Raw genomic sequence first — 23,326 nt, 5'->3', positions numbered from 1 at the left:
CCAGGGAAGGCAACGGATCGAAGGCTGGACTTTTTACCCAGTACCGCCGAACCCCTCCCATGGATCAGACGGGGCTTTCCGACTTCTCTCCGGACGCCGAGGGGGCATCCACCGATTCGGCGGACGACTCGGCGCCCGATTCGGCGACCGAGGATGGGCGACCCGACGCGGAGGCGATCGCCGTCGCGGGCGACGTCACACACGTGAGCGATGTCGTCGACCTCGAAGAGGCGCGTTTTCCGGATTCGGAGGGCGTCCTCGAGCTGCTCGTTACCCAGATCGACTACACCGTCGAACGGAACGGCCGTGAAGAGTATCCAGTCGTCCACGTCTTCGGCCGGACCGAAGACAACGAGGCCGAACACGTCCGGGTGCTCGGCATCGAGCCGTACTTCTACGTCCCAACCGCCGACCTGGAGGAGGATCTCACGGAATCGTACGACGTCGTCGTGACGACCCGCGAAACCGACCGCGAGGGGGAGCCGTTCGAGAGCATCCGGGGGGAGAAGCTGACGAAAGTCATCACTCGGACGCCCCGGGACGTCGGCAACATCCGGGACGACTTCGAGACGACGTTCGAGGCGGACATCCTGTTTCCCAACAGGTTCCTGATCGACAACGGGATCTCCGGCGGGATCCGGGTGGAGGAGCGCCGGCTCGAGGACGGCCGGCTACAGGTCCACGAGGGACACCTCGAACCGACCGAGGTCGACGCCGACCTCCGGGTACACATGATGGACATCGAGGTCGACGACCGGTCGGGATTCCCCGAGGACGGCGAGGAGCCGATCGTCTGTCTCACGAGCCACGACTCCTACCGCGACGAGTACGTCGCCTGGCTGTTCGACGCGCCCGACGGCGACGCCCCGCTACCGACGACGCTTGACGGCTACGAGCCCCTCCGCGACGAGGTTGACGTCCGGGTGGAAACGTTCGACGAGGAGGAGTCGATGCTCGACGCCTATCTGACGTACGTCTCCGAAACCGACGCAGACCTCATCTCGGGGTGGAACGTCGAGGACTTCGACGCCGCATACCTCCTCGACCGCCTCGAGCGGCTCGATCCGAACACCGACCTCGATCTCTCGATCGAGCGGCTCTCGCGGATCGGCGAGGTGTGGCGCTCCGGGTGGGGTGGCCCGGACGTCAAGGGACGGGTCGTCTTCGACCTGCTGTACGCCTACAAGCGCACGCAGTTTACGGAGCTGGAGTCGTACCGGCTCGACGCTGTCGGCGAACTCGAACTCGACGTCGGCAAGGAGCGATATCCCGGCGACATCGGCGACCTCTGGGAGCAGGATCCCGAACGCCTGCTGGAGTACAACCTCCGGGACGTCGAGTTGTGCGTCGAGATCGACCGCAAGCAGGACGTGATCGCCTTCTGGGAGGAGGCGCGAAAGGTCGTCGGCTGCAAGCTGGAGGACGCCCCTACCCCCGGCGATGCGGTCGACATGTACGTGCTCCACAAGGCCCACGGGACGTTCGCGCTCCCCTCGAAGGGACAACAGGAGTCCGAGGACTTCGAGGGCGGGGCCGTCTTCGAGCCAGTTACTGGTGTCAGAGAAATGGTAACTGTGCTAGACCTCAAAAGCCTCTATCCGATGTGCATGACAACAATTAACGCGGGGCCGGAGACGAAGGTCGATCCCGACGCCTACGGGGGTGAGACGTACGTCGCCCCCAACGGGACCCACTTCCGGAAGGAGCCAGACGGGATGATGCGCGAGATGATCGACGAGCTGCTCGAAGAGCGCGAGGAGAAGAAGGCGCTGCGCAACGAACACGATCCGGGAAGCAACGCCTACGAGCAGTACGACCGGCAGCAGGGAGCTGTCAAGGTTATTATGAACTGCTTCACGCCGGACACGGAGGTCCTGACGCCCGCGGGGATCCAGGGGATCACCGATCTCGACGTCGGCGACGAGGTGTACTCGCTCGATCCCGAGACGCTCGAGATGGAGGTCAAGGAGGTCGAGGAGACCCACGAGTACCCCGACTATCGGGGAGAACTCGTCGATATCGAGACCGAGAAAATCGACTGCCGGGTGACGCCGAACCACCGAATGCTCGTTCGGAAGAACGAGACAAACGGGATCTCCGAGGAGAGATACCGATTCGTCGAGGCCGGTGACCTCGATCGCGCCACGAACTACGAACTCCCCCACGACTGGTCCGGACCGGACGGGGAACGCATCGAACGGGTGGACCTCACGGAACTCGTCGACGGGGAGCACGAGGTATGGGTCCGGCCGGAAGTTCACGGCCAGACGTTCACCGACGAACTCGGCTGGACGCCCCGGCGGGTCCCGAAAGCTGACGTCGGCGAGACGGGATACGTATTCGACGCCGACGAATTCGAGGCCGACCGCGAGTACGTCGAGTCGATCTGCGAGTACAGTTACGTCCACGCCGAATCCGGGCGGAAGTGGATCCCGCGGACGTACGACGGCGACGACTTCCTCGAACTGCTCGCGTGGTACGTCTCCGAGGGGAACGTGTACACCAGTACGGAGAAGGTCTTCGACGACGCTGTCCGGGGATCCGCGACCACCGTAAAAATCGCCCAGGACGCCGTCGCAGACGGCGGAACGCTCGACGTCGGCGACGACGACGGAACGCTCATCGACGGGTCGACGCACGCGACCATCGGTCGACTGCTCGATCGCATGAAGATCGACTACTACGTGAACGATCGGTCCTACCAGTTCACGTCGAAGCTCCTCGGTGAGTGGCTTCGGGAGCACTGTGGAGACGGGAGCGCCGACAAGCGGGTGCCGGAGTTCGTCTTCGGGGCGTCGACGGACCAGAAGCGGCGCTTCCTCGAGACTCTGATCGACGGTGATGGAGACCGACAGGTCGAGAGTTGGCGGTATACCACCGCGAGCGAGCAGCTGCGCGATGACGTACTTCGGCTGTGTGCACACCTGGGAATCACGGCGAATTACCGCCACGACGGGAACGTCTGGCGGATTTACGCGAACGAGAGGGCGAAGAACACCCTCCGGATGCACCGCAGTTCCGAACGAACCGAGGCCGAAGACGGCGTCTACTGCGTCACCGTCGCGGACAACCACACGTTGCTTGCAGGTCGGAACGGGAAGTTCCAGTTCGTTGGGCAATCGCTCTATGGAGTTACGGGGTGGGACCGTTTTCGCCTCTACGACAAGGAGGGCGCTGCTGCCGTAACCGCAACAGGGCGCGAGGTCATATCCTTCACCGAGGAGGCCGCCGCCGAACTCGACAGAGAAGTCACCTACGGCGACAGCGTGACGGGCGATCGCCCGGTCGTGGTGCGGGATCCGGACGGGATCGTTCGGATACTCCGGATCGAAGAGCTGTTCGCGAACGCCATCGAAACGGAAGCGGCGGACGTCGTCGTCACCGCCGACGGCGGCGTCGTCGCCTCGAACGCGGCCGGAAAGGACAGGCGCCCTCTCGAGGGGTGGGAGGCGCTGTCGCTGTCGGCGGAGATGGAACCCGAGTGGCAGACGATCCGGCAGGTGATCCGACACGAAGCCGACAAACCCGTCGTCAACCTCCAGCACAAGTTCGGCGAATCGACGACGACACGGGACCACTCTTTCGTCGTCGACGAGGGCGGGGAACTCGTCGAAGCAACGCCCGAGGAAGTCGAGGAACCGCTCCGGATTCCCGGACTCCCCGACATCGAAACAGTCGAGACGATCGACGTTTACGAAGTGTTGAACGGGTACACGCGGGAGTACGAGGACGGTCGGAGCGTCGGCAGCGAGAACGCCGAAACGAAGGTCAAACGCGTTCACGCCGACGATGAGACGGTCTGGTTCGGACACAAACACCACCCCGACATCGACAGGGCGATCACCGTACAGCGGTACGTCGATCTCGACTCTCCCGACGGGAAGGCGCTGATCCGACTGCTCGCAGCTTACGTCACCGAGGGTAGCGCCTCGACGATCGAAACCACCGATTCGAAGTTCGGGGCGAGTATCGCCGAATCGAGACGCGAGTGGCTGGAGGGACTCAAACGGGACTACGAACGGCTGTTCGACGGTGCGACTGCGGGAATCGTCGCGTCGGACTCCACCGACGAACGGACGATCGAGTACGATACCGATACAGGGCAACAGACCGTCACGTACGACGACGCGACGTACAAGCTCCAGATGATGAACGAACTCTCGGCAGTCTTCTTCAGAGAGTTCGCAGGACAGCGGTCCCGTGGCAAACAGCTCCCTGGATTCGTGTTCAATCTCCCGGCCGACCTCCAGGAGTTGTTCCTCGAGGTCCTCGTCGAGGGGGACGGTTCGCGGTCGTTCCCACGGTACAGCGAGGAGTACGCCGAGCGCAACTTCGACTTCGAGACGACGAGTCGCGAACTGGCAGCTGGCCTCTCGACGCTCCTCACGCAGCGCGGCGAGAAACACTCGCTGAAGTACCGACAGAACAAGGGAAGCTACACGATCCGGACGTGTGACTTCTACCGACAGGGGCGGGATCCGGTCGTCTCGGAGGTCGACCACGACGGGTACGTGTACGACCTCAGCGTCGCCGAGAACGAAAACTTCGTGGACGCCGTCGGTGGGATAGTGCTTCACAACACCGACAGCGTCATGTTAGAACTCGGACAGGACGTTTCCAAGTCGGAAGCCATCGACGTCTCCTTCGAGATCGAGAACCACATCAACGGGCGATACGACGACTTCGCGAGAGAGGAGCTAAACGCCGAGTCCCACCGGTTCCAGATCGAGTTCGAGAAACTGTATCGCCGGTTCTTCCAGGCGGGCAAGAAGAAGCGATACGCGGGCCATATCGTCTGGAAGGAGGGCAAGGACGTCGACGACGTCGACATCACCGGCTTCGAGTACAAACGATCGGACATCGCGCCGATCACGAAGGAGGTACAGCGAGAGGTCATCGAGCGAATCGTCACCGGCGACGACCTCGAGGCCGACCTGGAGGGGGTGAAGACGTACCTCAGCGAGGTGATCGACGACGTCCTGGCGGGCGAGCTCTCCCCCGACGAGGTCGCCATCCCGGGTGGGATCGGCAAGCGACTCGACGCCTACGAGACCGACACCGCACAGGTCCGTGGGGCGAAGTACGCCAACCTCATGCTCGGGACGAACTTCGATCGCGGCTCGAAGCCAAAGCGGCTGTACCTGGAGAAGGTCCACCCCGACTTCTGGCAGCGCATGGAGGACGAACTCGGGCTCGACCCGCAAGCGGATCCGCTGTACGGCGAGTTCAAGCGGGATCCCGACGTAATCTGCTTCGAGTACGCGGATCAGATCCCCGAGGAGTTCGAAATCGACTGGGAGAAGATGCTCGATAAGACCCTCAAAGGACCCATCGAGCGCGTGATCGAAGCCCTGGGAATGTCCTGGGAGGAGATCAAGACCGGGCAACAACAGACTGGACTCGGCAACTTCATGTGAGCGGTTTTCACAGCGGCGACCGGCTTTTACAGAGTGCAAGGAGAATGCCCCGGGGCTTGACCCCGAGGCGATTCACAACGGTAATTGGCACCAATACACGCGAAGAATTTCTCCGATACGGGGTCTCAAATCCACCGAGTCGTGAACGGGAACTTGGCTATTATAAAATATTTCTTTCTAATGAAGAAACTACGCCAAGAGAATCCGTAACCATTATGCGTGTATCGCCCTTTTCGTCGGTGAGACACACTACGATGGCAACGCTTACTATTTCGAACCTCCACGCCGAAGTCGCACAGGAAGAGGGTGAGAAAATCCTCCGGGGCGTCGATCTGGAAGTCAGTTCCGGGGAGATCCACGCGCTGATGGGGCCGAACGGCTCCGGGAAGTCGACGCTGGCGAAGGTCATCGCCGGCCATCCTGCCTACGAAGTAACCGAGGGATCGATCGCCCTCGAACTGACTGACGAGGACCTCTCGGACATCGAGGCGGAGCTCGACGAGGACGACTACACCTGGGAACTGCTCGACCTGGAACCCAACGAACGAGCAGCACTCGGGATCTTCCTCGGGTTCCAGTACCCCGTCGAGATCGAGGGCGTCACGATGACGAACTTCCTCCGGCAGGCACTCAACGCCAAACTCGAGGAGCGCGAGGAGCTGTTCGAAGGTGAAGACGACGAAGAAGAGGACACAGAAGACGAGACGGGCTACGACACCTCCCCGATGGAAGGGCCTGCCGACGACGGTGACGTCAGCGTCGCCGAGTTCCAGCAGTTGCTCCAGGAGAAAATGGAGCTTCTGGACATGGACTCGAAGTTCGCTCAGCGGTACCTCAACGCCGGCTTCTCGGGCGGCGAGAAGAAGCAAAACGAGGTGCTGCAGGCGGCACTCCTGGAACCGGCGATCGCGGTGCTCGACGAGATCGACTCCGGGCTCGACATCGACCGACTCCAGGACGTCTCGAACGGGATCAACGCGCTGCGGGACGAACAGGGCAGCGGGATCCTCCAGATCACCCACTACCAGCGCATCCTCGAGTACGTCGAACCCGACTACGTCCACGTCATGCTCGACGGGAAGATCGCCAAAAGCGGCGGGGCGGAGCTGGCCCACGAGCTCGAAGACGAAGGGTACGACTGGGTCCGCGAGGAACTCCAGGGCGCTGCGTAACCACATATGGTTATCCAAAGCCTACATAACTAACCAAACGTAATTACGACCATGAGTTCAGAAGAACATCTCAAGGAGACGGACACAGAGGCCCGCTTCGAGTTCAAAAAAGAGGAGAAGGCGGCCTTCGCAGCCGAGAAGGGGCTCACCGAGGAGACGATCCGCGTCATCTCGGAGGACAAAGACGAGCCCGAGTGGATGCTGCAGCGTCGCCTCCGTGCACTGGAACAGTTCAAGAAGATGCCGATGCCGACCGACTGGCCCGGCCAGCCGGACCTCTCGGAGGTCGACGTCGACAAGATCGTCCCGTACATCCGCCCGGACGTCGAGGTCAGAGGCGGCGTCGACGACTGGCGCGATCTGCCCGACGAGATCAAGGACACCTTCGACAAGCTCGGCATTCCGGAAGCCGAAAAGAACGCCCTCTCGGGCGTCGGCGCGCAGTACGAGTCGGAGATCGTCTACCAGAACATGCAAGAACAGTGGGAGGAGAAGGGGGTCATCTTCTGCAACATGGACGAGGCCGTCCAGGAGCACGAGGACCTCGTGCGCGAGCACTTCATGACGAAGTGCGTCCCACCGAGCGACAACAAGTTCGCCGCGCTCCACGGCGCCATCTGGTCTGGCGGCTCGTTCGTGTACGTTCCGGAGGGCGTCACCGTCGAGATGCCCGTCCAGGCGTACTTCCGGATGAACTCCGAGGGGATGGGACAGTTCGAGCACACGCTCATCATCGCCGAGGAGGGCTCTGAAGTCCACTACATCGAGGGCTGTTCCGCGCCGCAGTACTCGGCGTTTAACCTCCACTCCGGCGGCGTCGAGGTGTTCGTCGGGGAGGACGCCCACGTCCAGTACTCGACCGTCCAGAACTGGTCGAAGAACACCTACAACCTCAACACCAAGCGCGCACTCGTCGAGAAGGGCGGCCGCATGGAGTGGATCTCCGGCTCGATGGGATCGAAGGCGACGATGCTGTACCCCGCGTCGATCCTGAAGGGACGGGGCGCAAGCGACAACCACATCACGATCGCGTTCGCCGGCGAGGGGCAGGACATCGACACCGGTGCAAAGGTGTACCACAACGCCCCCGAGACGAAGTCGACGATCGAGTCGAAGTCCGTCGCCAAGGACGGCGGCCGCACGAACTACCGCGGCCTGGTCCACATCGCCGATGGCGCCGAAAACTCTTCGACAGCCGTCGAGTGTGACGCGCTGATGTTCGACAACGAGTCGACGTCGGACACGATGCCGTACATGGAGATCAACGAGTCGAAGGTCGACGTCGCCCACGAGGCGACCGTCGGGAAGATCGGCGACGAGGACGTCTTCTATCTCCAGTCGCGCGGCCTCGACGACGACGACGCGAAACAAATGATCGTCTCGGGATTCATCGAGCCGATCACGGAGGAACTGCCCATCGAGTACGCCGTCGAGCTCAACCGGCTCGTCGAACTGGAGATGGAGGGTAGCCTCGGGTAACCCCCGGAGTCAACATGAGTACACAGGTCACAGCAAATCTCTCGGAGGACGTCGTCCGACAGCTCTCCGAGAAACGAGACGAACCGGATTGGCTTTTGAACGTGCGGCTCGAGTCGCTTGCCGCCCTCGAGGAGCTCGACCTCCCGGATGTCATCCAGACGCCGGGCCGACGGTGGACGAACCTCGAGGCGCTCGACTTCGAGACGCTGGTCGATCCGCTGAATCAGTCCGACGAGACGGTTCGCGAGGTCGAGGGCGACGCGGAGGTACTCACGTTCCTCGAGGCGATCGAGGAACACGAAGCGCTCGTCCGCGAGCAGTTCGGCACCGTCGTGGACCCCCAGGAGAACTACCTGACGGCCCTGTCGACTGCGCTGTTCACGACTGGGACCGTCGTCTACGTTCCCGAAGGCGTCGACGCCGGGGACGTGACCATCCGGGCGGAGATGAACTCCCGGTCGCTGTTCAGCCAGACGCTCGTCATCACCGAGCAGTCGTCCTCCGTCACGATCCTCGAGAGCATCGAGACCGGCGACGCCGCCCTCGACGGCCACCGCTACTTCAGCAATCTGGTGGAGGTCGTCGCTGGCGAGAACAGCTACGTCCAGTACGGCTCGCTTCAGAACGTCGACGAGGAGACGTACACCTACACGCTCAAGCGTGGCGACGCCGACACCTACGCCACGGTAAACTGGATCGAGGGCAACGTCGGCTCCAGGCTCACCCGTTCGGACGTCGAGACCGAACTCAACGGCGACGGCTCCGAGACGAAGATCGTCGGCGCCTTCTTCGGCCACGAGGATCAGCACTTCGACGTCAATGCCCGCGTGTGGCACAAGGCGGAGCACACCACCGCCGACCTCGTCACGCGGGGCGTCCTCGACGACGAATCGCGCTCGGTGTACGAGGGCGTCCAGGACGTCGGTCGCGACGCCTGGAACACCTCCTCCTACCAGCGGGAGAACACGCTGATGCTCTCGGACGAGTCCGAGGCGGACGCGTCCCCGAAGCTGATCATCCACAACCACGACACCGAGGCGAGCCACTCGGCGACGGTCGGCCAGGTCGACGCCGAGGAGCTGTTCTACATGACCTCCCGGGCGCTCGACGCGACGACCGCTCGGAACATGCTCGTCGAGGGCTTTTTCGTCCCGGTGCTCGAGGAGATCGAAGTCGACGCGTTCCGCGAGGACCTCCGAGAACTGATCGCCGCCCGACTGCGCTGATCGACGGTACCCCCGGCTATTCTATTTTTGAGAGGGGATCACACGAACCCCCCGGGTCGGCACCTTCCGGGCCGGCTGCGCTCTGGACCAGCCAGCCGCCAGCCATGGATTCGTCTCTCTCGACGAACTCGATTTCGGTCCCCGAGTCGACCCGATCCCCGCCGTCGATCCGTTCGATCCGGAACGGCACGTCGAGGCTGTCGCCACAACAGCCCACGTCGACGAACTCCTCGCGGATCTCGCCGACGGAGACGGTGCCGAGCGTCCGCCGGAAGTAGCCCCGGTATCTGTCCGACTCGATCTGATCGCGCCCCCACTCGCTCAGTTCGTCCGGGTAGGACAGTACGACGAGCTCGGCGGCGGCAGTGTCCGTGTCACTCATACACAGGGATACGGTTCGACCGTTCAAAAGCCGTCCGACCGGGACGATTCGGTTCGAGGAAGCTATCTCATACTGATTATTCTCGGCCGTAACCGGACGATCGACGGGACGGGTGACCGATCGACCGGTAAATCACTACAATGATCATTATCACAGCGTCGCCGCCGCCATCTCCTCCATTTCCGGCCCGAACCGGACGACGACGTAGAGGATCGAAAACAGCGTGGCGTTGTACGCCCCGTGGATCAGCGAGGGAACGACGAGGTTGTCGGTCAGTTCGTAGGCGACCCCGAAGACGAGGCTCGGGAAGAACAACACGCCGAGCGCGAGGAGGTTCCCGGTTAGCGTGCCACCTGTGAGCGCGAAGATGTGGATTCCGGCGAAGATGGCGCTCGCGAGCGCGATTCCGGCAACGGGACCGAGTACCTCCCGGAACCGCCCCTGGACGACGCCCCGGAACAGCAGTTCCTCCCCCGGTCCGATGATCAAAAACGACGCCGGGATCAAAAACAACAGCACCTCCGGGTTCTGCATCCCGATCTCTGCCGCCTGGTTCGTTCCTGCATCCGTCTCCAGGAGGGTCAACAGGAACGCCCCGCCAAATGCCAACCCGAGCGCCGCCACGTAACCACCGACGACGAGGAAAACCTCGCGCACGGAGGGGACGGACGCGGGCAGACTGAAATCTTCCCGGGCGTCCTCGAACGCCGGCACTCGCTCGCGGAGAAACGCCGCGACCCGTGGACGCAGTCGGGGATACGCCAGCGCGACGCCGGCACAGCCAACGCCCTGAGTGAATATCAATCCGAGAACGAGCAACGACGCGGCAGTGAGTTCGACGCCGAAACCGAAAAGCAGGGTCGCGACGAACAGCGTGAGGACCGTACCGAGCGCGAGGCCGAACGCACCGATCAGTGTACCGCTGACGATGGCGAACGCCGGCCTGACGAATCCCGACGGGCCGGCAGTGGAGGTAGACATGCCCCCCAGTAGGGAATTCACACCGAAAACGGTTCCGCACTCGGACACCGGAAAACGACGGTCACGTTCGATCTCATCGGCGCGTCAACTCGTACTGTAATACTGCCATTGCAGTTCTCCCGTCCCGGAGTCGCCCGTCGACGACGCCGGAAAGCAGGTCGTCGTAGTCTGTAGTGTCGACACGGATCGTCTCGTTGAAGTCGAGATCGCGGTCGGCCGTCGGCTCACATCCCCGGGCGAGGAAGTGGTGATGCACCGAGTTGGCGATCCCGTTGGTCGGCTCGACCGTGGTGAGCCGCTCGAGCGACGCGGCCTCGTAGCCGGTCTCTTCGGCGAGCTCCCGCCGGGCTGTGGCCTGCAGGTCGGGATCTTTCTCGTCGACGCTTCCGGCCGGGAGCCCGCGGTTCACCCGACCGACCGCCTGTCTCCACTCCTCGATCACGACAACGTCCCCTTCGGGGGTGAACGGCAACACGACGACTGCGGGGGATTCCTCGACGTAGTGGTAGTCGGTGTCGGTTCCGTCGGGGAGCGTCACGTCGTCCCGACGGACGTCGAACCCCGGACACGTGTAGTCGATCTCGGAGTCGATCGTCTCCCAGGCCAGTTCGCCCCCTGTGGAATCGTTCTCGTCCACGCTCAGGCCCCCTCGTTGTGGTCGCTCTCGAACGTCGCCGGGTCGGGTTCGATGTTCGCGTACGTCACCGTCCGGCGGCCGAGCGTCTCGAGGCGTTCCTGGAGCCCGTCGTCGACGACCTGTTCCCCCTCGAAGGCGCTTCCGGCCCGGGGAACGGCCGCCTGGTGTGGGAGCACCCAGGCGTTCAGCGACCGACACACCGACCGGAGGTGATCCAGCGCAGTGACGGGAAAGGAGCCGCCGGCGACCGCGAGCAGCCCGACCGTCTTTCCCTCGAACTCGTCGAAGCCGCAGTGGTCGATCGCGTTCTTCAACACGCCCGAATACGAGCCGTGGTACATCGGCGTTCCGAGCACGATCGCGTCGGCCGCTCGCAGCGACTCCGTGAACGCCTCGACGTCGTCACCGAAATCGTCTTCCGGATTCAGCAGCGGAAGCGCGTACTCCCGGAGGTCGAGCAGTTCACCCTCTCCGCCGGCGTCGGTCACCCCGTCCAGTACGACCCGCAGCGAGCGACGGGTCCGGCTCGCGTCCCGGAGGCTTCCGGAGACAGCTACCACGTGTGTCATACCGTCGGAAACGAACGGCGGCGGCTTAAAAGTCGTCGACCGAGCGGAGAGAGCTCATCGCCTCGAGACGCCGGCGTAACCGCAGTCGTCACAGGCGATCGTCGTGCGGTCGCCCATCGAGTAGCCCGAAAGCGTCCCGTCACACCGGGGACACCTGTCGCCGGGGGAACGCGTCGGTTCCGGCGGCTCGATCCCCGAAAGGAGCAGCCGGACGCGAACGCTGTTGTCCCGCGACTGCGTCGATCCGGACGGCTCCTCTTCGACTGCGGTTCCCCAGATGACGTGGGCTTCCCCGTCGATGCGATCCCGAACACGTCCAACCAGAGACGCAGCACCGTCGACGCTCAGATCAGGAGTCCCAGACACGTCGACGATCGCACCGGTTGCGGCCGCCACGTCGACGTCGGAAACAACCCTCCCGATCGCGGCGGTGACGGCGGTCTCCGGCGCCGACTCCGGACCGGAGCCACTGGAGAGTACCCCCAGCCCGTCGGACGACAACAGCGTCCGAACGTCGGCCAGATCGAGGTTCACGACTCCGGCTTCCTCGATCAGCGCGACTAGCTGCGAGATCGCACCGGAGAGCCATTCGTTCCGGACGAGTACGACTGCGTCGGCGATCCCCTGAAGTCGGTCGATCGCCGCCCGTTCGCTCACCCCGAACCGCGAGGGGATCCCGACGACGACGATCGAAAACGAGTCGTCACCTCGACATGCCGACTCGACGGACGGCAGCGTTTCCCCGGTCTCGGGGGCGACCTTCCGGGTTGCGGCGTCGGAACGCTCCATGTCGACGTCGCCGACGCCGACCGCGACGACGGTTGCCTGCCGGTGTACCGACTGTCCCGCGTCGCCGCTTCCGGGGACGAGCGAACAGTCCCCACGGAACCCCTCGACTGCAGCAGTTCCGAGAGCGCCACAGCCGACGACCGAAAGCGACGACTCGACCGCGTCGGCAACGTGTCGGAGTTCCTCGTCGGTCGTCATCGCCGTTGTCGGACGTTTCGGACCGAGGGTCATAAACCGTCCGCCGGAGCCATCACTTTCACTTTCACTCCGCCCGTGGAGGACGTACAAGGGGGACGGCCGCGGAGTCGCCTATATGGACGCGAAAACCGCACCGACACCCCGATTCGGAGCCGGCGTCGAGGTGGACGTCACCGACTGGACGGCCGAGGAACTGTTCCGGCGGAGCCGGGAGTACCGCGTTCGTGGCGCGGAACTGTCTCTCGAACGGCGGGGTGGACGCACGTATCTCGTCGCCGATCCCGTCCCACGTCGGTGAACTCCTCCGTGGAGTCGACCGGCCACGATTGCGGCCCTCAGGCGTTCCCGTCGCCCCGTTTCAGCAGCCACACACCGAGCAGCCCGAGTCCGATCGCCGGAATCAGCGGTAACACGAGATACGTCGCGAAAAACGACAGGCCGAACGCGCCGACGGCAAGTGGATACAGATAGATCACGCCCGGCACGAGCAGAAACGCCACGAACACGACGCCGACGAGCAGCCACCCGACGCTGCCGAGCCCTTCCTCGCGTTCCGCTGACTCGGCGGATCCCAGAGACTCGGCGGATCCCAGAGACTCGGCGGATCCCAGAGACTCGGCGGATCCCAGAGACTCGGCGGCCGTCCCCGTCGCTTCGCCGTCCACCGTCCCGTCGCGTCGATCAGAGTTCACTGTCGGGTTTTACGACCACCTTGCCAAAGCCCTCACGGTTCTCCAGCAGTTCGTGGGCCCGCGCGGTGCGGCTCATCGGCAGCACCTCCCGGATCCGGGGTTCGAACGTCCCGTCCCAGACGAGCGAGAGCACGTCGTCCGCCTGACCCGGCGTCGCCATCGTCGATCCGATCACGGACAGCTGGTTCCAGAAGATCCGGTTGAGACCGGCCGGCGGGTTCGGGCCCGTAGTCGCACCACAGGTGACCAGCCGACCGCCCTTCGCGAGCGACTTCAGCGAGTCGTCGTACGTCGCTTCCCCGATGTGATCGACCACGACGTCGACGCCGCGTTTCCCGGTGAGCTCCCGGATCGCCGCCGCGAAGTTCTGCGTCTCGTAGTTGATCAGGTGATCCGCACCGCAGTCGGCCGCATACTGCAGTTTTTCGTCGGTCGACGCGGTCGCGAACACTTCGGCCCCGGTGTGGGCTGCGATCTGGACGGCCGCGTGGCCGACGCCGCCGGAGGCACCCAAAACGAGTACCGCCTCCCCGGCCTCGAGATCCGCCCGATCGACGAGCATCCGCCAGGCGGTCTGAAACACCAGCGTCGCGGAGCCGGCGACCGCCCAGTCGACTCCCTCCGGGACGGGGATCAGGTTGTCCTCGGGGACCGCAGCGCGCTCGGCGTGGACCCCCGGTAGATGCTCACCGATAATACGGTACCGGACGCACATCGACTCGTCGCCGTCCCGGCAGAACTCACAGCGCCCACAGCCGACGCCCGCCGAGACCGCGACCCGATCCCCCTCGTGGAACCTCGAGACGTCCGTACCCGTCTCGAGCACGACGCCGGCGGCGTCGCTACCGGGCACGTGTGGCATTTCGGGATCGATCCCCGGCAGCCCCCGACGGGTCCAGACGTCCAGATGATTGAGCGCACCGGCCTTCACGTCGATCAGCACCTCGTTCCGGCCGACCTCGGGCTCCGGATAGTCGTCGTAGGCGATGACGTTCCGGTCCCCGTGCTCGGTGAATTGCACCGCCTTCATACGTGATGAACCGGGCGGGGCCGTGAAAACTGTACGGCCTCTCGTCGCGACCCTCCGATCGGTGCCAGCAGGCCGACCCAGCGGGACGCAACCACTTTGGAGCCGTAGTTCGAAGCCCGCGGCGTCGATGTCGCCATCACTTCACCGCGCCGTGGCGATCAACGTCGGCGCGAACACCGCACTTCCCGGCTTTCGAGGGCCGATTTATCCCGACGGGAGCTTCGAGTACGTCCCCATCCCGGAACGGGAACCGACCGATCCCGAGGCGTCGGTTCCGACGTACGGCGACCTCGCGGCATCCCTCACGACGCCGATTCCCGAGGATCTGTTCGACCGGGAAGTCCACCTCGATCCCGAGTTCGCGGGCTATCCGTGTTGTGAACGGTACACGTACGGCGACGAGCACGGCGTGAAAGCTGGACCGCTCTCCAGGCTCGACCCCGGCGACCGGCTGTACTTTTATGCCACCCTGTCGACTGTCGAATCCGTCGGAGTGGCGGACAGCCACGGCGGGAACGACTGGATCCCGCCGGAGTGGGGCGCGTTTCTCATCGGTCACTTCGAGGTGGAACGGAGCCTCACCGGGGAGGAGTACGCAGAACTGTCCCGCGACGGACGCCGACCGTTCGCGAACAACGCCCACGTGAAGCGATCGACGGTCGACGCCGAGGTGTTCGTGCTCGGAACCGACGACTCCAGGCTGTACGACCGCGCAGTTCCGCTTTCGACCCCAGAGGCCGGAAGCGAAGCGAACGAACTGGTAACCCGGCTGTCAAACGACTCCGGGCGGGGACCGTGGTGGCGCCGCGTCCTCCGGTTCGAGCCCGACGCCGCCGGCGAACTGGCCGCCGTCGTCCACCGCCGGACGGTCGATCGAACCGGTGAGATGTGAGCCGCCGTTCGACCGAAATTTACTCAGTTCCGTATTCGAGTACACTTATAAGGATTCGGCAGTATAAGACGCATATGGACCCCAGCGACGCGGTGAAACAACTCGAGTACGTCTTCGACGCGAAGACCGACGCGGTCGGCGGTCGCTGTGCCCCGATGTACGGGCAGACGTTCGAGCGCGTCGCCGAGCACGGCACTGGACGGGACATCGCGACCGTCGCCGGCGAACTCGGCGCCCGAATCAGCGACGGACGGCGGCCGACAGCCGACGAGGCGAACGCCCTCGCGAAGGACGTGCTCGACCGGCGGGCACTGACCGACGGCGGCGACTGAACCGCACCAACCGCGTCGACGCCGCTTTTCGGCCGGACACGTTTCCGTCTACCACCGACCACAACTGTTAGGCGCCGGCAACGCCGACGAGTACCGTGGACGATCTCCTTTCCTGGCTCCGGGACCGACCGTACTACGAGGGACAGATCGTCGCCCACGAGCGGCGCCCGGCACGCGACCCGCAGTTTTCCGACCTCGACCTGGAGCCACGGCTCGAGAGCGCCCTCGCGGAGCGAGGGATCGCTTCGCTGTACGCCCACCAGGCGGACGCTATCGAGGAGATCCGAAAGGGGTACGACGTCGTGCTCGCGACCGAGACGGCGAGCGGGAAGTCGCTCGCGTACACGGTGCCGGCGTTCGAGCGCGCGATGGATCACGGCGGGCGGACGCTGTATCTCGGCCCACAGAACGCCCTGATCGCCGATCAGCTGGAGACGCTGTCGGAACTGGCCCGTGGGCTGGGGTTCGGCTCCCGAGTCTCCGTCGACCAGTACACCGGACGCCTCTCGAAAACCGAAAAGCGCGAGGTTCGCGATCGGCGGCCGACGGTGCTGCTTTCGAACCCCGATATGGTCCACTACGCGCTGTTGCCCCACGCCCACCGGCTGTGGGAGTGGCTGTTCTCCTCGCTGGAGCTGGTCGTCGTCGACGAAGTCCACAGCTACCGGGGCGTGTTCGGTTCCCAGATGGCGTTGACGCTCCGACGGCTCCGGCGGCTGTGTGAACGGTTCGGTTCGGACCCGCAGTTCGTCTGCTGTTCGGCGACGATCGGCAACCCGGTCGAACACGCCTCGCGGGTGACTGGCCGACCGGCCGAGGGGTTCCGGCTGGTCGACACCGACGCCTCCGGTCGGGGTCCACGCCACTGGATCCTCTGGAACCCGCCGGAGTACGACGCAGACTGGAGTGACCGGACACCCGGAGACAGCGGCCGCAGGCGGTCGAGCCACGTCGAGTCGATGCGGCTGTTCGTCGACCTGCTCGTCCGCGGCCACCAGACGCTGTCGTTTACCCGGGCGCGCCAGACCGCCGAACGGTACGCCCAGGAGAGCACACGGGAGCTGCGAGAGCGAGGACACCACGACCTGGCGGGGGCGGTCCAGGCGTATCAGGGGTCGGTGCGGGGCGACCGTCGCAGATCGATCGAACGGCAGCTCGACGCTGGCGAGATCCGGGGCGTCTGGTCGACGAACGCGCTCGAACTCGGCGTCGACGTCGGCGGGCTCGACGCGGTGATCCTCGATGGGTACCCCGGAACCCGGATGGAGACGTTCCAGCGAGCCGGCCGTGCCGGCAGGGGATCGGAGCCGGCGGCAGTCGTCATGGTCGCCGGCGAGGATCAGCTCGACCAGTACCTGATGGGTCAGCCGAACGAGCTGTTCGACGGCGATCCGGAGGAGGCGATCACGGATCCCGAGAACGGGCGACTGCTCCGGAATCACGTTCCCTGTGCCGCAACCGAGAACTGGCTGTCGCCCGACGACGAGGCGTATTTCGGGGAATCGTTCCCGGACGTCGTCAGCGACCTGGAAGCGGCGGGAACGCTCTCGCGGCGGGAGACCGACGCCGGGCTCCGGTGGCTCTTCGACGGGGACGGAAGCCCCCAGCACGGGATGAGCCTCCGGACGATCGACGACCGGGAGGTGGACCTGCTCGATCGGCGGGACGGGGAGGTCATCGCCTCACTGGGGTTTTCGGACGCGCTCCGTGACGCCCATCCCGGCGCGATCTACCACCACCAGGGGGAGACCTACGAGGTGGCGGAGCTGGATCTCGATCGCGACGTCGCCGAGCTCACCCCGACGTGGGCGGACTACTACACCCGGGTGCTCACGGACAAGACGATCGTCGTCGACGAGGACCGGAAACGACGACCCCTCCCGGCCCGGCCGGAGACGACCGTCCGATTTGCGGATCTCACCGTCACCGAGCGGGTGACCGGCTACGAGCGCCGGGACGGCTCCACCGGGGAGCCGTTGGGGCGGGTCGACCTCGACCTGCCGGAGACGACGCTGTCGACGACCGGGCTGTACGTGACGGTGCCGCCGGACGTGGAGCAAGATATGCGTGCATTCGGTACCGGAGACGCCGGCGACGCGGGCGGGACGAACGGCGAGTGGGCGCTCGCGGGCGGGATCCACGCCGCCGAACACGGCGTGATCTCGCTTTTCCCGCTTGCGTTTCTCTGTGACCGGGCGGACGTCGGCGGGCTCTCGACGCCGTGTCACCCCCACACCGACCGTGCGACAGTGTTCGTCTACGACGGGTACCCCGGCGGTGTCGGCCTCACCCGGCGGGGGTTCGACGTCGCCGAATCGCTATTCGAGCGAACCGCGCGCCTGATCGACGGCTGCGGCTGCGAGGACGGCTGTCCCGCGTGCGTGCAGTCGCCCCACTGCGGCAACGCGAACGAACCGCTCGCGCCCGAGCCCGCCGCGTTGCTTTTGAGTAAGCTGGTCGGGACGCAGTTGGATCTCTAGTGGGCAGGGTCGGTGACGGCTGCGACTCCACGAAACCCGTCTCGCCCCCTTCACGGATCCCTCGCCGTGTTCGTCGAGCACGACTAACCCTTCTATACCACCCGGATCCTACTTAAAAAGTCGCCGACGGGATCCCGTCTCCCCGGTAAGTGTTCCAGGGACAGTTTCACCTCCAGCGGATGTGGCGTCACTCCGGCAGCACGGCCTCGAAGAAGGTCCACGACTCGCCCTCCACCAGGACGTCGCCGGTCGTCCATTCGTTCTCGATCGCGAGTCCCACATCCCGGAGCTGCTCTCTGGTCGTCCGTGCGCCGGCGATGTGCCACTGCATCTCCGCGCCCGTCTCGAGCCAGTCGGGGTTTTTTCCACGCCACGGTTCGGTGCCCTCCGAGAGGAGTACTCGACCGCCCGGACGGACGACGCGTGCGAACTCCTCGATGGCCCGCCGGTGCTGGTCCGCCGGGACGTGAATCAGCGAGTGGAAGGCGACCAGCCCGTCGACCGACGACTCCGGGAGGGGAAGCTGGGTGAAATCGCCCTGTATCAGGGTCGCCTCGGGGACCCGTTCGGACGCCAGATCCAACTGTACGGCCGAGACATCGAGTCCGATCGGCGGCGACTCGGACGTCCGCTCCGCGAGCGCTCGCAAGATCGGCGTCCCCTGGCCACAGCCGGCGTCGAGTACCGACGAGCCCGGCGGAAGCGAGTCGAGGAACTCCTCGAATATCTCCCGTTCCTCGTCGTCGAACGAGCGCCAGGCGGCGAACGCCTCGGCCACCTCGTCGTATCCGCGACGAACGGCGTCCTTCTCTACCATGCTACGACAGCACGTGGTTGCCAGGTATTGTAGTTGACGGAAACTACTCACGACGGATATTTTCCGGAGCCTACTCCCGTGCCGCCTCGATCCGCTCGCGGAACTCCCGGGCCGTCTCCGTGATCGACTCCGGGTCGCCCCGTTCGACTGCGTCGTAGTCCACGAGCGAGCTTCCGGCCCCGACGCAGACCGCCCCGGCCTCGACGAAGTCGGCGACGTTGTCGAGATCGACTCCGCCGGTGGGCATCATCGGGATCTGTCCGAGCGGGCCCTTCATCGACGACAGGTGCCCCGGGCCGAGCGTCGACGCCGGGAACACCTTCACCAGGTCGGCGCCGGCCTCGTAGCCGCGGATCGCCTCCGTCGGCGTCATGATCCCGGGCGCGACCAGCGCGCCGTAGCGGTTCGCCGTCTCGATCACATCGGCATGCAGCGACGGTGAGACGACGAACTCCGCACCGGCAAGCAGGCAGGCCCGGGCAGTCTCCGAATCGAGAACCGTCCCCGCGCCGACGACCGCCTCCGGAACGCTCGCGTTCACCTCCGCGATGAGGTCGCTCGCGCCGTCGGTGTCGGCGGTGATCTCGATGGCGGTCACCCCGCCGGCCACCAGCGCGTCGACGGTGTCGATCACCGTGTCCGGATCCCCGCCGCGCATGACCGCCACGACGCCGCTTTCCCGCAGCGCTTCGAACGTCCCCAGCGATTCGTCGGTCTCGTGAGCCATGTCCCGGTGTCGGGCGAGCACCGGAATAAAAGTATCAGTCGGTGCGGGGGATCGCGTACGCCCCGACAGCGAAGGCGACGACCGCGAGCCCGATCACGACCGCGAGCTCCGGCTTCCAGGACATCGTCGGATCGAACGTGATCGCCCGCACGCCCCGGGCGAAGTAGGTGACCGGCGAGTGCTCGACGATCGGGAGGATCCAGGCGGGGAACATCTCGCCGCTCACGAACGCCTCCGAGAGGAACAAAAGTGGGAACGCGATGCCGTTCGAGGCGGCGATCGCGCCGTCGCGCGAGTCGGTGATTCGGCCGAGGACAGCGCCGACCCCACAGAACAGCGCAGACGCGAACGCGACGAAGGGGAGCAAAACCACAAGCTGCCCGGATAGTGGGATCGCCGCACCGGTAAGTCCGACGACCAGAACCAGGATGAGGAGGCTCGCCGCGACGATGATCAACACGTTGACCATGGTGTGAGAAAACAGCCACTCCGCCCGGGACAGCGGCGTCGTCGCGAGTTTCTCGAACCGGTTGTCCTCGCGGTGGCGGGCGACCTCGCTACCGATGCGCGAAAGTGGGGTAAACAGGACCACCGTGACGACGTACCCCGGAACGTAAAAGCCCGCAGGCTCCGCGAACAGCCCGCCGTCGGCCGACTGCGTCTGGATGAGCGCCCCGAAGATCAACACCAGAAGTGCCGGAAAGAGGAACGTAAAAAACACCGCGGTGCGCCGCCGGAAAAACGAGCGCCAGGCGGCGAGCGACTCGGCTCGGACGCGTCGAACTCGACTCCCGACGCGCCCGGGTCGATCGGTCATTCGTCCCCCCCGTCGGCGGAGACGGTCGGTTCAATCTCCGGTGTCGCCGTCGCCGAACCGTCGACGGCGATTCCCGCGCCAGGGGCCCGCCGTCCCTCGAACGATTCCCCAGTCAAGGAGAGATACACGTCTTCGAGGGAAGGTTCCGTCCAGGTCAACGACTCGTAGCTCGCGCCCGCCGACTCCAGGGCGTCGACTGCAGCCGGGATGTCGGCCGGCGTCACGCCGGAGAACACGACGTTCCCGCCGGCGGCCGTAACCTCGAAGCCGGTCGCGTCGGCGAGAGCGTCGGTGATGTCGCTCGGTGCCACAGTGCCACGGACGACCAGCCGGCTCCGGCCGCCGTACTCGGCGATCAGCGACGCCGGCGTACCGGCAGCCACGAGTTCGCCGTCCCGAAGCATCCCGACCCTGTCGGCGAGCCGCTCGACCTCCGCCATCGAGTGACTCGTGAGGAAGACAGTGGTCCCGCCTTCCGCGAGCCTGTCGATCAGGCTCCACAGCGACCGACGGCCGGCGGGATCGATCGACGTCGTCGGCTCGTCGAGGAACAGCACGTCCGGATCGTTCACCAGCGCGGTCCCGACACAGGTTCGGCGACGCTGTCCCCCCGAGAGGTTCTCGTACCAGGTGTCGGCGGCGTCTTCGAGTCCGACGTCGGCGAGGACCTCCCCCACCTGCCGTGGACTTTTGTAGAGCCCCGCGTAGTAGCCGATCAACTCGCGGGCCGTGAGTCGGGCGGGTGGAGAAAACGACTGCGGGAGGAGCCCGATCCGCTGGCGGCTGACTTCGGTGGGGCGGTCGCCGAGGACGGTTATCGAACCGTCGTACCGGATCGTTCCCGAAAGCGCCCGCACGAGCGTCGTCTTTCCCGCGCCGTTCGGGCCGATGAGCCCGAACACCTCGCCTCCGTCGACCGACAGGGAGACCCCCGAAAGCGCCGTGGTCTCGCCGTACCGCTTGCGTACGTCCTCGGCGACGAGCGCCGCGTCCATACCCTCCGAAAGCCAGCGACGGCCCTAAGCGTTCCTTTTCGATCCGGGGATCGAGCCTCGCATGCGAACGTCGGTCAAAACAGGGTCGCGTCGAAAAGCACTGCGAGCAACGCGAGCCCCAGATACGCGTTCGAGGCGTGAAACGCACGGAACGCGGCTTTTTCGGTGCGTTCGAAGTGGAGCCGGATCACGGCCCACAGGAACACGCCCCCGACGCCGACAGTCGTCGCAGCGAACAGCCACCCCAGGTCGGTCCACGCCGCCAGGACGGCCGCCACCACGAGCGTGGCGCCCAGATACCAGACGATGTGTCTCCGCGTGGCCGTCTCGCCGCGAACCACCGGCATCATCGGGAAGCCGCCGCGGGCGTAGTCCTCCTTGTACGCCAGCGCGAGATTGTAGAAGTGGGCGGGCGTCCACGCGAAGATCAACGTCGCGAGCAGCACCCCGCCGAGACCGATCTCGCCGGTGACCGCCGCCCAGCCGATGAGCGCCGGCAGTGCCCCGGCGGCGCCACCGATGACCGTGTTCTGGACCGTGTTGGGCTTCAACACCAGCGTGTAGATCACGCTGTAAAACAGGATCGCGACGAGTCCAAGCGCCGCCGCGAGCAGGTTTACCCACGCGAACAGCACGAGCGAGGCTGTCGCCAGAACGAGCCCGAACGCCACCGCGTTGCGGATCGGAATCAGGTCGATCGCGAGCGGCCTGTCGCTCGTTCGCTGCATCCGTCTGTCGACGTCCCGCTCGAGAACGTGATTGAACGTTCCCGAGGCGCCGATCGCGAGCGCGCCACCGCCGAGCGTCGCCACGACGGTGCTCGGCGTGAAGCCGGGGCCACCTGCAAGCGCCATCGCGGCGGCGGCGACCAGACACAGCAACCACATCAGCCGGGGCTTCATCAGGCTGTAGTACGCCCGCACGGTGAGTTTCACGCGGACGATCGACGAGGTCGGTAGCTCCGGTCGCTTCGACGCTTTCATACCCCCACCGTCTGCCGGGGGAGCCCCCGAACCGTCCGTCGAGACGAGTCCGGGCGTGTCGACTCCACCCGTGTCGGTGTCCTCGTCGTGACCGGTCAGGATCTCGAGCCGCCACGCAAGTGCTGCGAGCGTACTCGCAAAAATGAGGACGCCGACTACGAGGTGGATCACGGACAGGGGAGCGTTCGCGCCGGCGACCGCCACGACTGCGCCGATCCCGGCCTGGATCGGGTACAACGCGAGTGCGACCCCGAGTGCTGCCATGACGCGGCGTTCGACGCCGCGTCGCCACGCGAGAACCGTCGTGAACGACAGAACGATCCCGACGACGACCGCCGCCAGTCGGTGACCGACCGCGACCCAACCGTCGGTCGTCGTCGGAAGGCTCAACCCGTCCCCACAGGCCGGCCACGCCATACACGCCGACGCCGCATCCGTCACTGCCGTAACCGCGCCGGCGACCAGCAAGAGATATACGCCCATCGCTGTCGCGGCCAGCAGTCCGGGAAGGGAAATCGAAGGGAAACGGGTCACTATCAGCACGTAGGGCGCGTTCCACATATATGTTCCGCGGCTCCGTCTGCCGATTCGAAGCTCGGGAGCGAGTATCCGACGCGTCCGAAAAACGACCGGAGCGGTCCGGCGCCGCCGCGCCGGGAAAATCGAGGCGTGGACGGTGGCAGGGTGCGCGGCGTCGGGGGGATGATCCGC

General features: G+C 65.3%; 20 protein-coding genes. 8 read left to right on the top strand and 12 right to left on the bottom strand.

Features of this window, described 5'->3' with window-relative positions; all coding sequences use genetic code 11:
• The first annotated feature begins 59 nt into the window (after nucleotides 1-59).
• The 4 genes from AArcCO_RS04630 (at nucleotide 60) to sufD (ending at nucleotide 9,294) form a co-directional block, all read left to right on the top strand.
• Nucleotides 60-5,417 (top strand): DNA polymerase domain-containing protein, encoded by a 5,358-nt coding sequence (locus tag AArcCO_RS04630; protein WP_259535268.1) that lies wholly within the window; start codon nucleotides 60-62, stop codon nucleotides 5,415-5,417.
• Between the two features lie 254 nt (nucleotides 5,418-5,671).
• Nucleotides 5,672-6,589, top strand: coding sequence for an ABC transporter ATP-binding protein (locus tag AArcCO_RS04625; protein ID WP_259535267.1), 918 nt, complete (start codon nucleotides 5,672-5,674; stop codon nucleotides 6,587-6,589).
• Nucleotides 6,590-6,640: 51 nt separating this feature from the next.
• Nucleotides 6,641-8,068, top strand: a complete 1,428-nt coding sequence (gene sufB / locus AArcCO_RS04620) for a Fe-S cluster assembly protein SufB (RefSeq protein ID WP_259535266.1) — start codon at nucleotides 6,641-6,643, stop codon at nucleotides 8,066-8,068.
• Nucleotides 8,069-8,082: 14 nt separating this feature from the next.
• Complete coding sequence (gene sufD, locus AArcCO_RS04615; protein ID WP_259535265.1) at nucleotides 8,083-9,294, top strand: Fe-S cluster assembly protein SufD; 1,212 nt, start codon at nucleotides 8,083-8,085, stop codon at nucleotides 9,292-9,294.
• A gap of 16 nt (nucleotides 9,295-9,310) precedes the next feature.
• On the opposite strand, the gene AArcCO_RS04610 is transcribed toward sufD, so the two are convergent.
• The 5 genes from AArcCO_RS04610 to AArcCO_RS04590 all read right to left on the bottom strand — a co-directional run bounded on the left by AArcCO_RS04610 (nucleotide 9,311) and on the right by AArcCO_RS04590 (nucleotide 12,850).
• Nucleotides 9,311-9,676, bottom strand: a complete 366-nt coding sequence (locus AArcCO_RS04610) for a DUF7968 family protein (RefSeq protein WP_259535264.1) — start codon at nucleotides 9,674-9,676, stop codon at nucleotides 9,311-9,313.
• Nucleotides 9,677-9,826: 150 nt separating this feature from the next.
• A complete protein-coding gene (locus tag AArcCO_RS04605; protein ID WP_259535263.1) occupies nucleotides 9,827-10,657 on the bottom strand; it encodes a CPBP family intramembrane glutamic endopeptidase in 831 nt (276 codons plus the stop codon).
• Nucleotides 10,658-10,730: 73 nt separating this feature from the next.
• Nucleotides 10,731-11,294, bottom strand: a complete 564-nt coding sequence (locus AArcCO_RS04600; protein WP_259535262.1) for an NUDIX hydrolase — start codon at nucleotides 11,292-11,294, stop codon at nucleotides 10,731-10,733.
• Nucleotides 11,295-11,296: 2 nt separating this feature from the next.
• Nucleotides 11,297-11,863 carry an NADPH-dependent FMN reductase gene (locus AArcCO_RS04595; RefSeq protein WP_259535261.1) on the bottom strand — a complete coding sequence of 189 codons (567 nt, stop codon included), beginning with the start codon at nucleotides 11,861-11,863 and terminating at the stop codon, nucleotides 11,297-11,299.
• Nucleotides 11,864-11,917: 54 nt separating this feature from the next.
• Nucleotides 11,918-12,850, bottom strand: coding sequence for an FtsZ/tubulin family protein (locus tag AArcCO_RS04590; RefSeq protein ID WP_259535260.1), 933 nt, complete (start codon nucleotides 12,848-12,850; stop codon nucleotides 11,918-11,920).
• 115 nt (nucleotides 12,851-12,965) lie between these two features.
• Between AArcCO_RS04590 and AArcCO_RS04585 the strand changes: the two genes are divergently transcribed.
• Nucleotides 12,966-13,148, top strand: a complete 183-nt coding sequence (locus tag AArcCO_RS04585; RefSeq protein WP_259535259.1) for a hypothetical protein — start codon at nucleotides 12,966-12,968, stop codon at nucleotides 13,146-13,148.
• Nucleotides 13,149-13,185: 37 nt separating this feature from the next.
• Here AArcCO_RS04585 and AArcCO_RS04580 read toward each other — a convergent pair whose 3' ends face one another.
• Together AArcCO_RS04580 and AArcCO_RS04575 are read right to left on the bottom strand one after the other, a co-directional pair.
• The gene (locus tag AArcCO_RS04580) at nucleotides 13,186-13,542 is read right to left on the bottom strand and encodes a DUF7977 family protein (protein WP_259535258.1); all 357 of its coding nucleotides are present in this window, start codon (nucleotides 13,540-13,542) and stop codon (nucleotides 13,186-13,188) included.
• Nucleotides 13,532-14,572, bottom strand: coding sequence for a zinc-binding dehydrogenase (locus tag AArcCO_RS04575; protein WP_259535257.1), 1,041 nt, complete (start codon nucleotides 14,570-14,572; stop codon nucleotides 13,532-13,534). Before AArcCO_RS04575 ends, AArcCO_RS04580 begins: the two co-directional genes overlap by 11 nt.
• A 127-nt stretch (nucleotides 14,573-14,699) precedes the next feature.
• Between AArcCO_RS04575 and AArcCO_RS04570 the strand changes: the two genes are divergently transcribed.
• From AArcCO_RS04570 to AArcCO_RS04560, 3 genes are all read left to right on the top strand, one after another.
• Nucleotides 14,700-15,464 (top strand): Nmad3 family putative nucleotide modification protein, encoded by a 765-nt coding sequence (locus AArcCO_RS04570; protein ID WP_259535256.1) that lies wholly within the window; start codon nucleotides 14,700-14,702, stop codon nucleotides 15,462-15,464.
• 74 nt (nucleotides 15,465-15,538) lie between these two features.
• Entirely contained in the window at nucleotides 15,539-15,796 is a 258-nt protein-coding gene (locus AArcCO_RS04565) for a hypothetical protein (protein WP_259535255.1), read from the top strand.
• A gap of 95 nt (nucleotides 15,797-15,891) precedes the next feature.
• Nucleotides 15,892-18,276 carry a DEAD/DEAH box helicase gene (locus tag AArcCO_RS04560; RefSeq protein ID WP_259535254.1) on the top strand — a complete coding sequence of 795 codons (2,385 nt, stop codon included), beginning with the start codon at nucleotides 15,892-15,894 and terminating at the stop codon, nucleotides 18,274-18,276.
• Between the two features lie 187 nt (nucleotides 18,277-18,463).
• Here AArcCO_RS04560 and AArcCO_RS04555 read toward each other — a convergent pair whose 3' ends face one another.
• The 5 genes from AArcCO_RS04555 to AArcCO_RS04535 form a co-directional block, all read right to left on the bottom strand.
• Nucleotides 18,464-19,093 (bottom strand): class I SAM-dependent methyltransferase, encoded by a 630-nt coding sequence (locus AArcCO_RS04555; RefSeq protein ID WP_259535253.1) that lies wholly within the window; start codon nucleotides 19,091-19,093, stop codon nucleotides 18,464-18,466.
• Between the two features lie 70 nt (nucleotides 19,094-19,163).
• Nucleotides 19,164-19,820: a bifunctional 4-hydroxy-2-oxoglutarate aldolase/2-dehydro-3-deoxy-phosphogluconate aldolase gene (locus tag AArcCO_RS04550; protein ID WP_259535252.1), complete on the bottom strand. Its 657-nt coding sequence runs from the start codon at nucleotides 19,818-19,820 to the stop codon at nucleotides 19,164-19,166.
• Between the two features lie 34 nt (nucleotides 19,821-19,854).
• Nucleotides 19,855-20,637, bottom strand: a complete 783-nt coding sequence (locus AArcCO_RS04545) for an ABC transporter permease (protein ID WP_259535251.1) — start codon at nucleotides 20,635-20,637, stop codon at nucleotides 19,855-19,857.
• Nucleotides 20,634-21,632, bottom strand: coding sequence for an ABC transporter ATP-binding protein (locus tag AArcCO_RS04540; RefSeq protein ID WP_259535250.1), 999 nt, complete (start codon nucleotides 21,630-21,632; stop codon nucleotides 20,634-20,636). The genes AArcCO_RS04545 and AArcCO_RS04540 overlap by 4 nt, the downstream gene beginning before the upstream one ends.
• 74 nt (nucleotides 21,633-21,706) lie before the next feature.
• Complete coding sequence (locus AArcCO_RS04535) at nucleotides 21,707-23,176, bottom strand: heme o synthase (RefSeq protein WP_259535249.1); 1,470 nt, start codon at nucleotides 23,174-23,176, stop codon at nucleotides 21,707-21,709.
• Nucleotides 23,177-23,326: the final 150 nt, after the last annotated feature.

It is taken from the genome of Halalkaliarchaeum sp. AArc-CO, assembly GCF_024972735.1.
GTDB lineage: Archaea > Halobacteriota > Halobacteria > Halobacteriales > Haloferacaceae > Halalkaliarchaeum.
The sequence above is the reverse complement of the archived record's forward strand: the minus strand, read 5'-3'. Positions and strand labels throughout refer to the sequence as shown.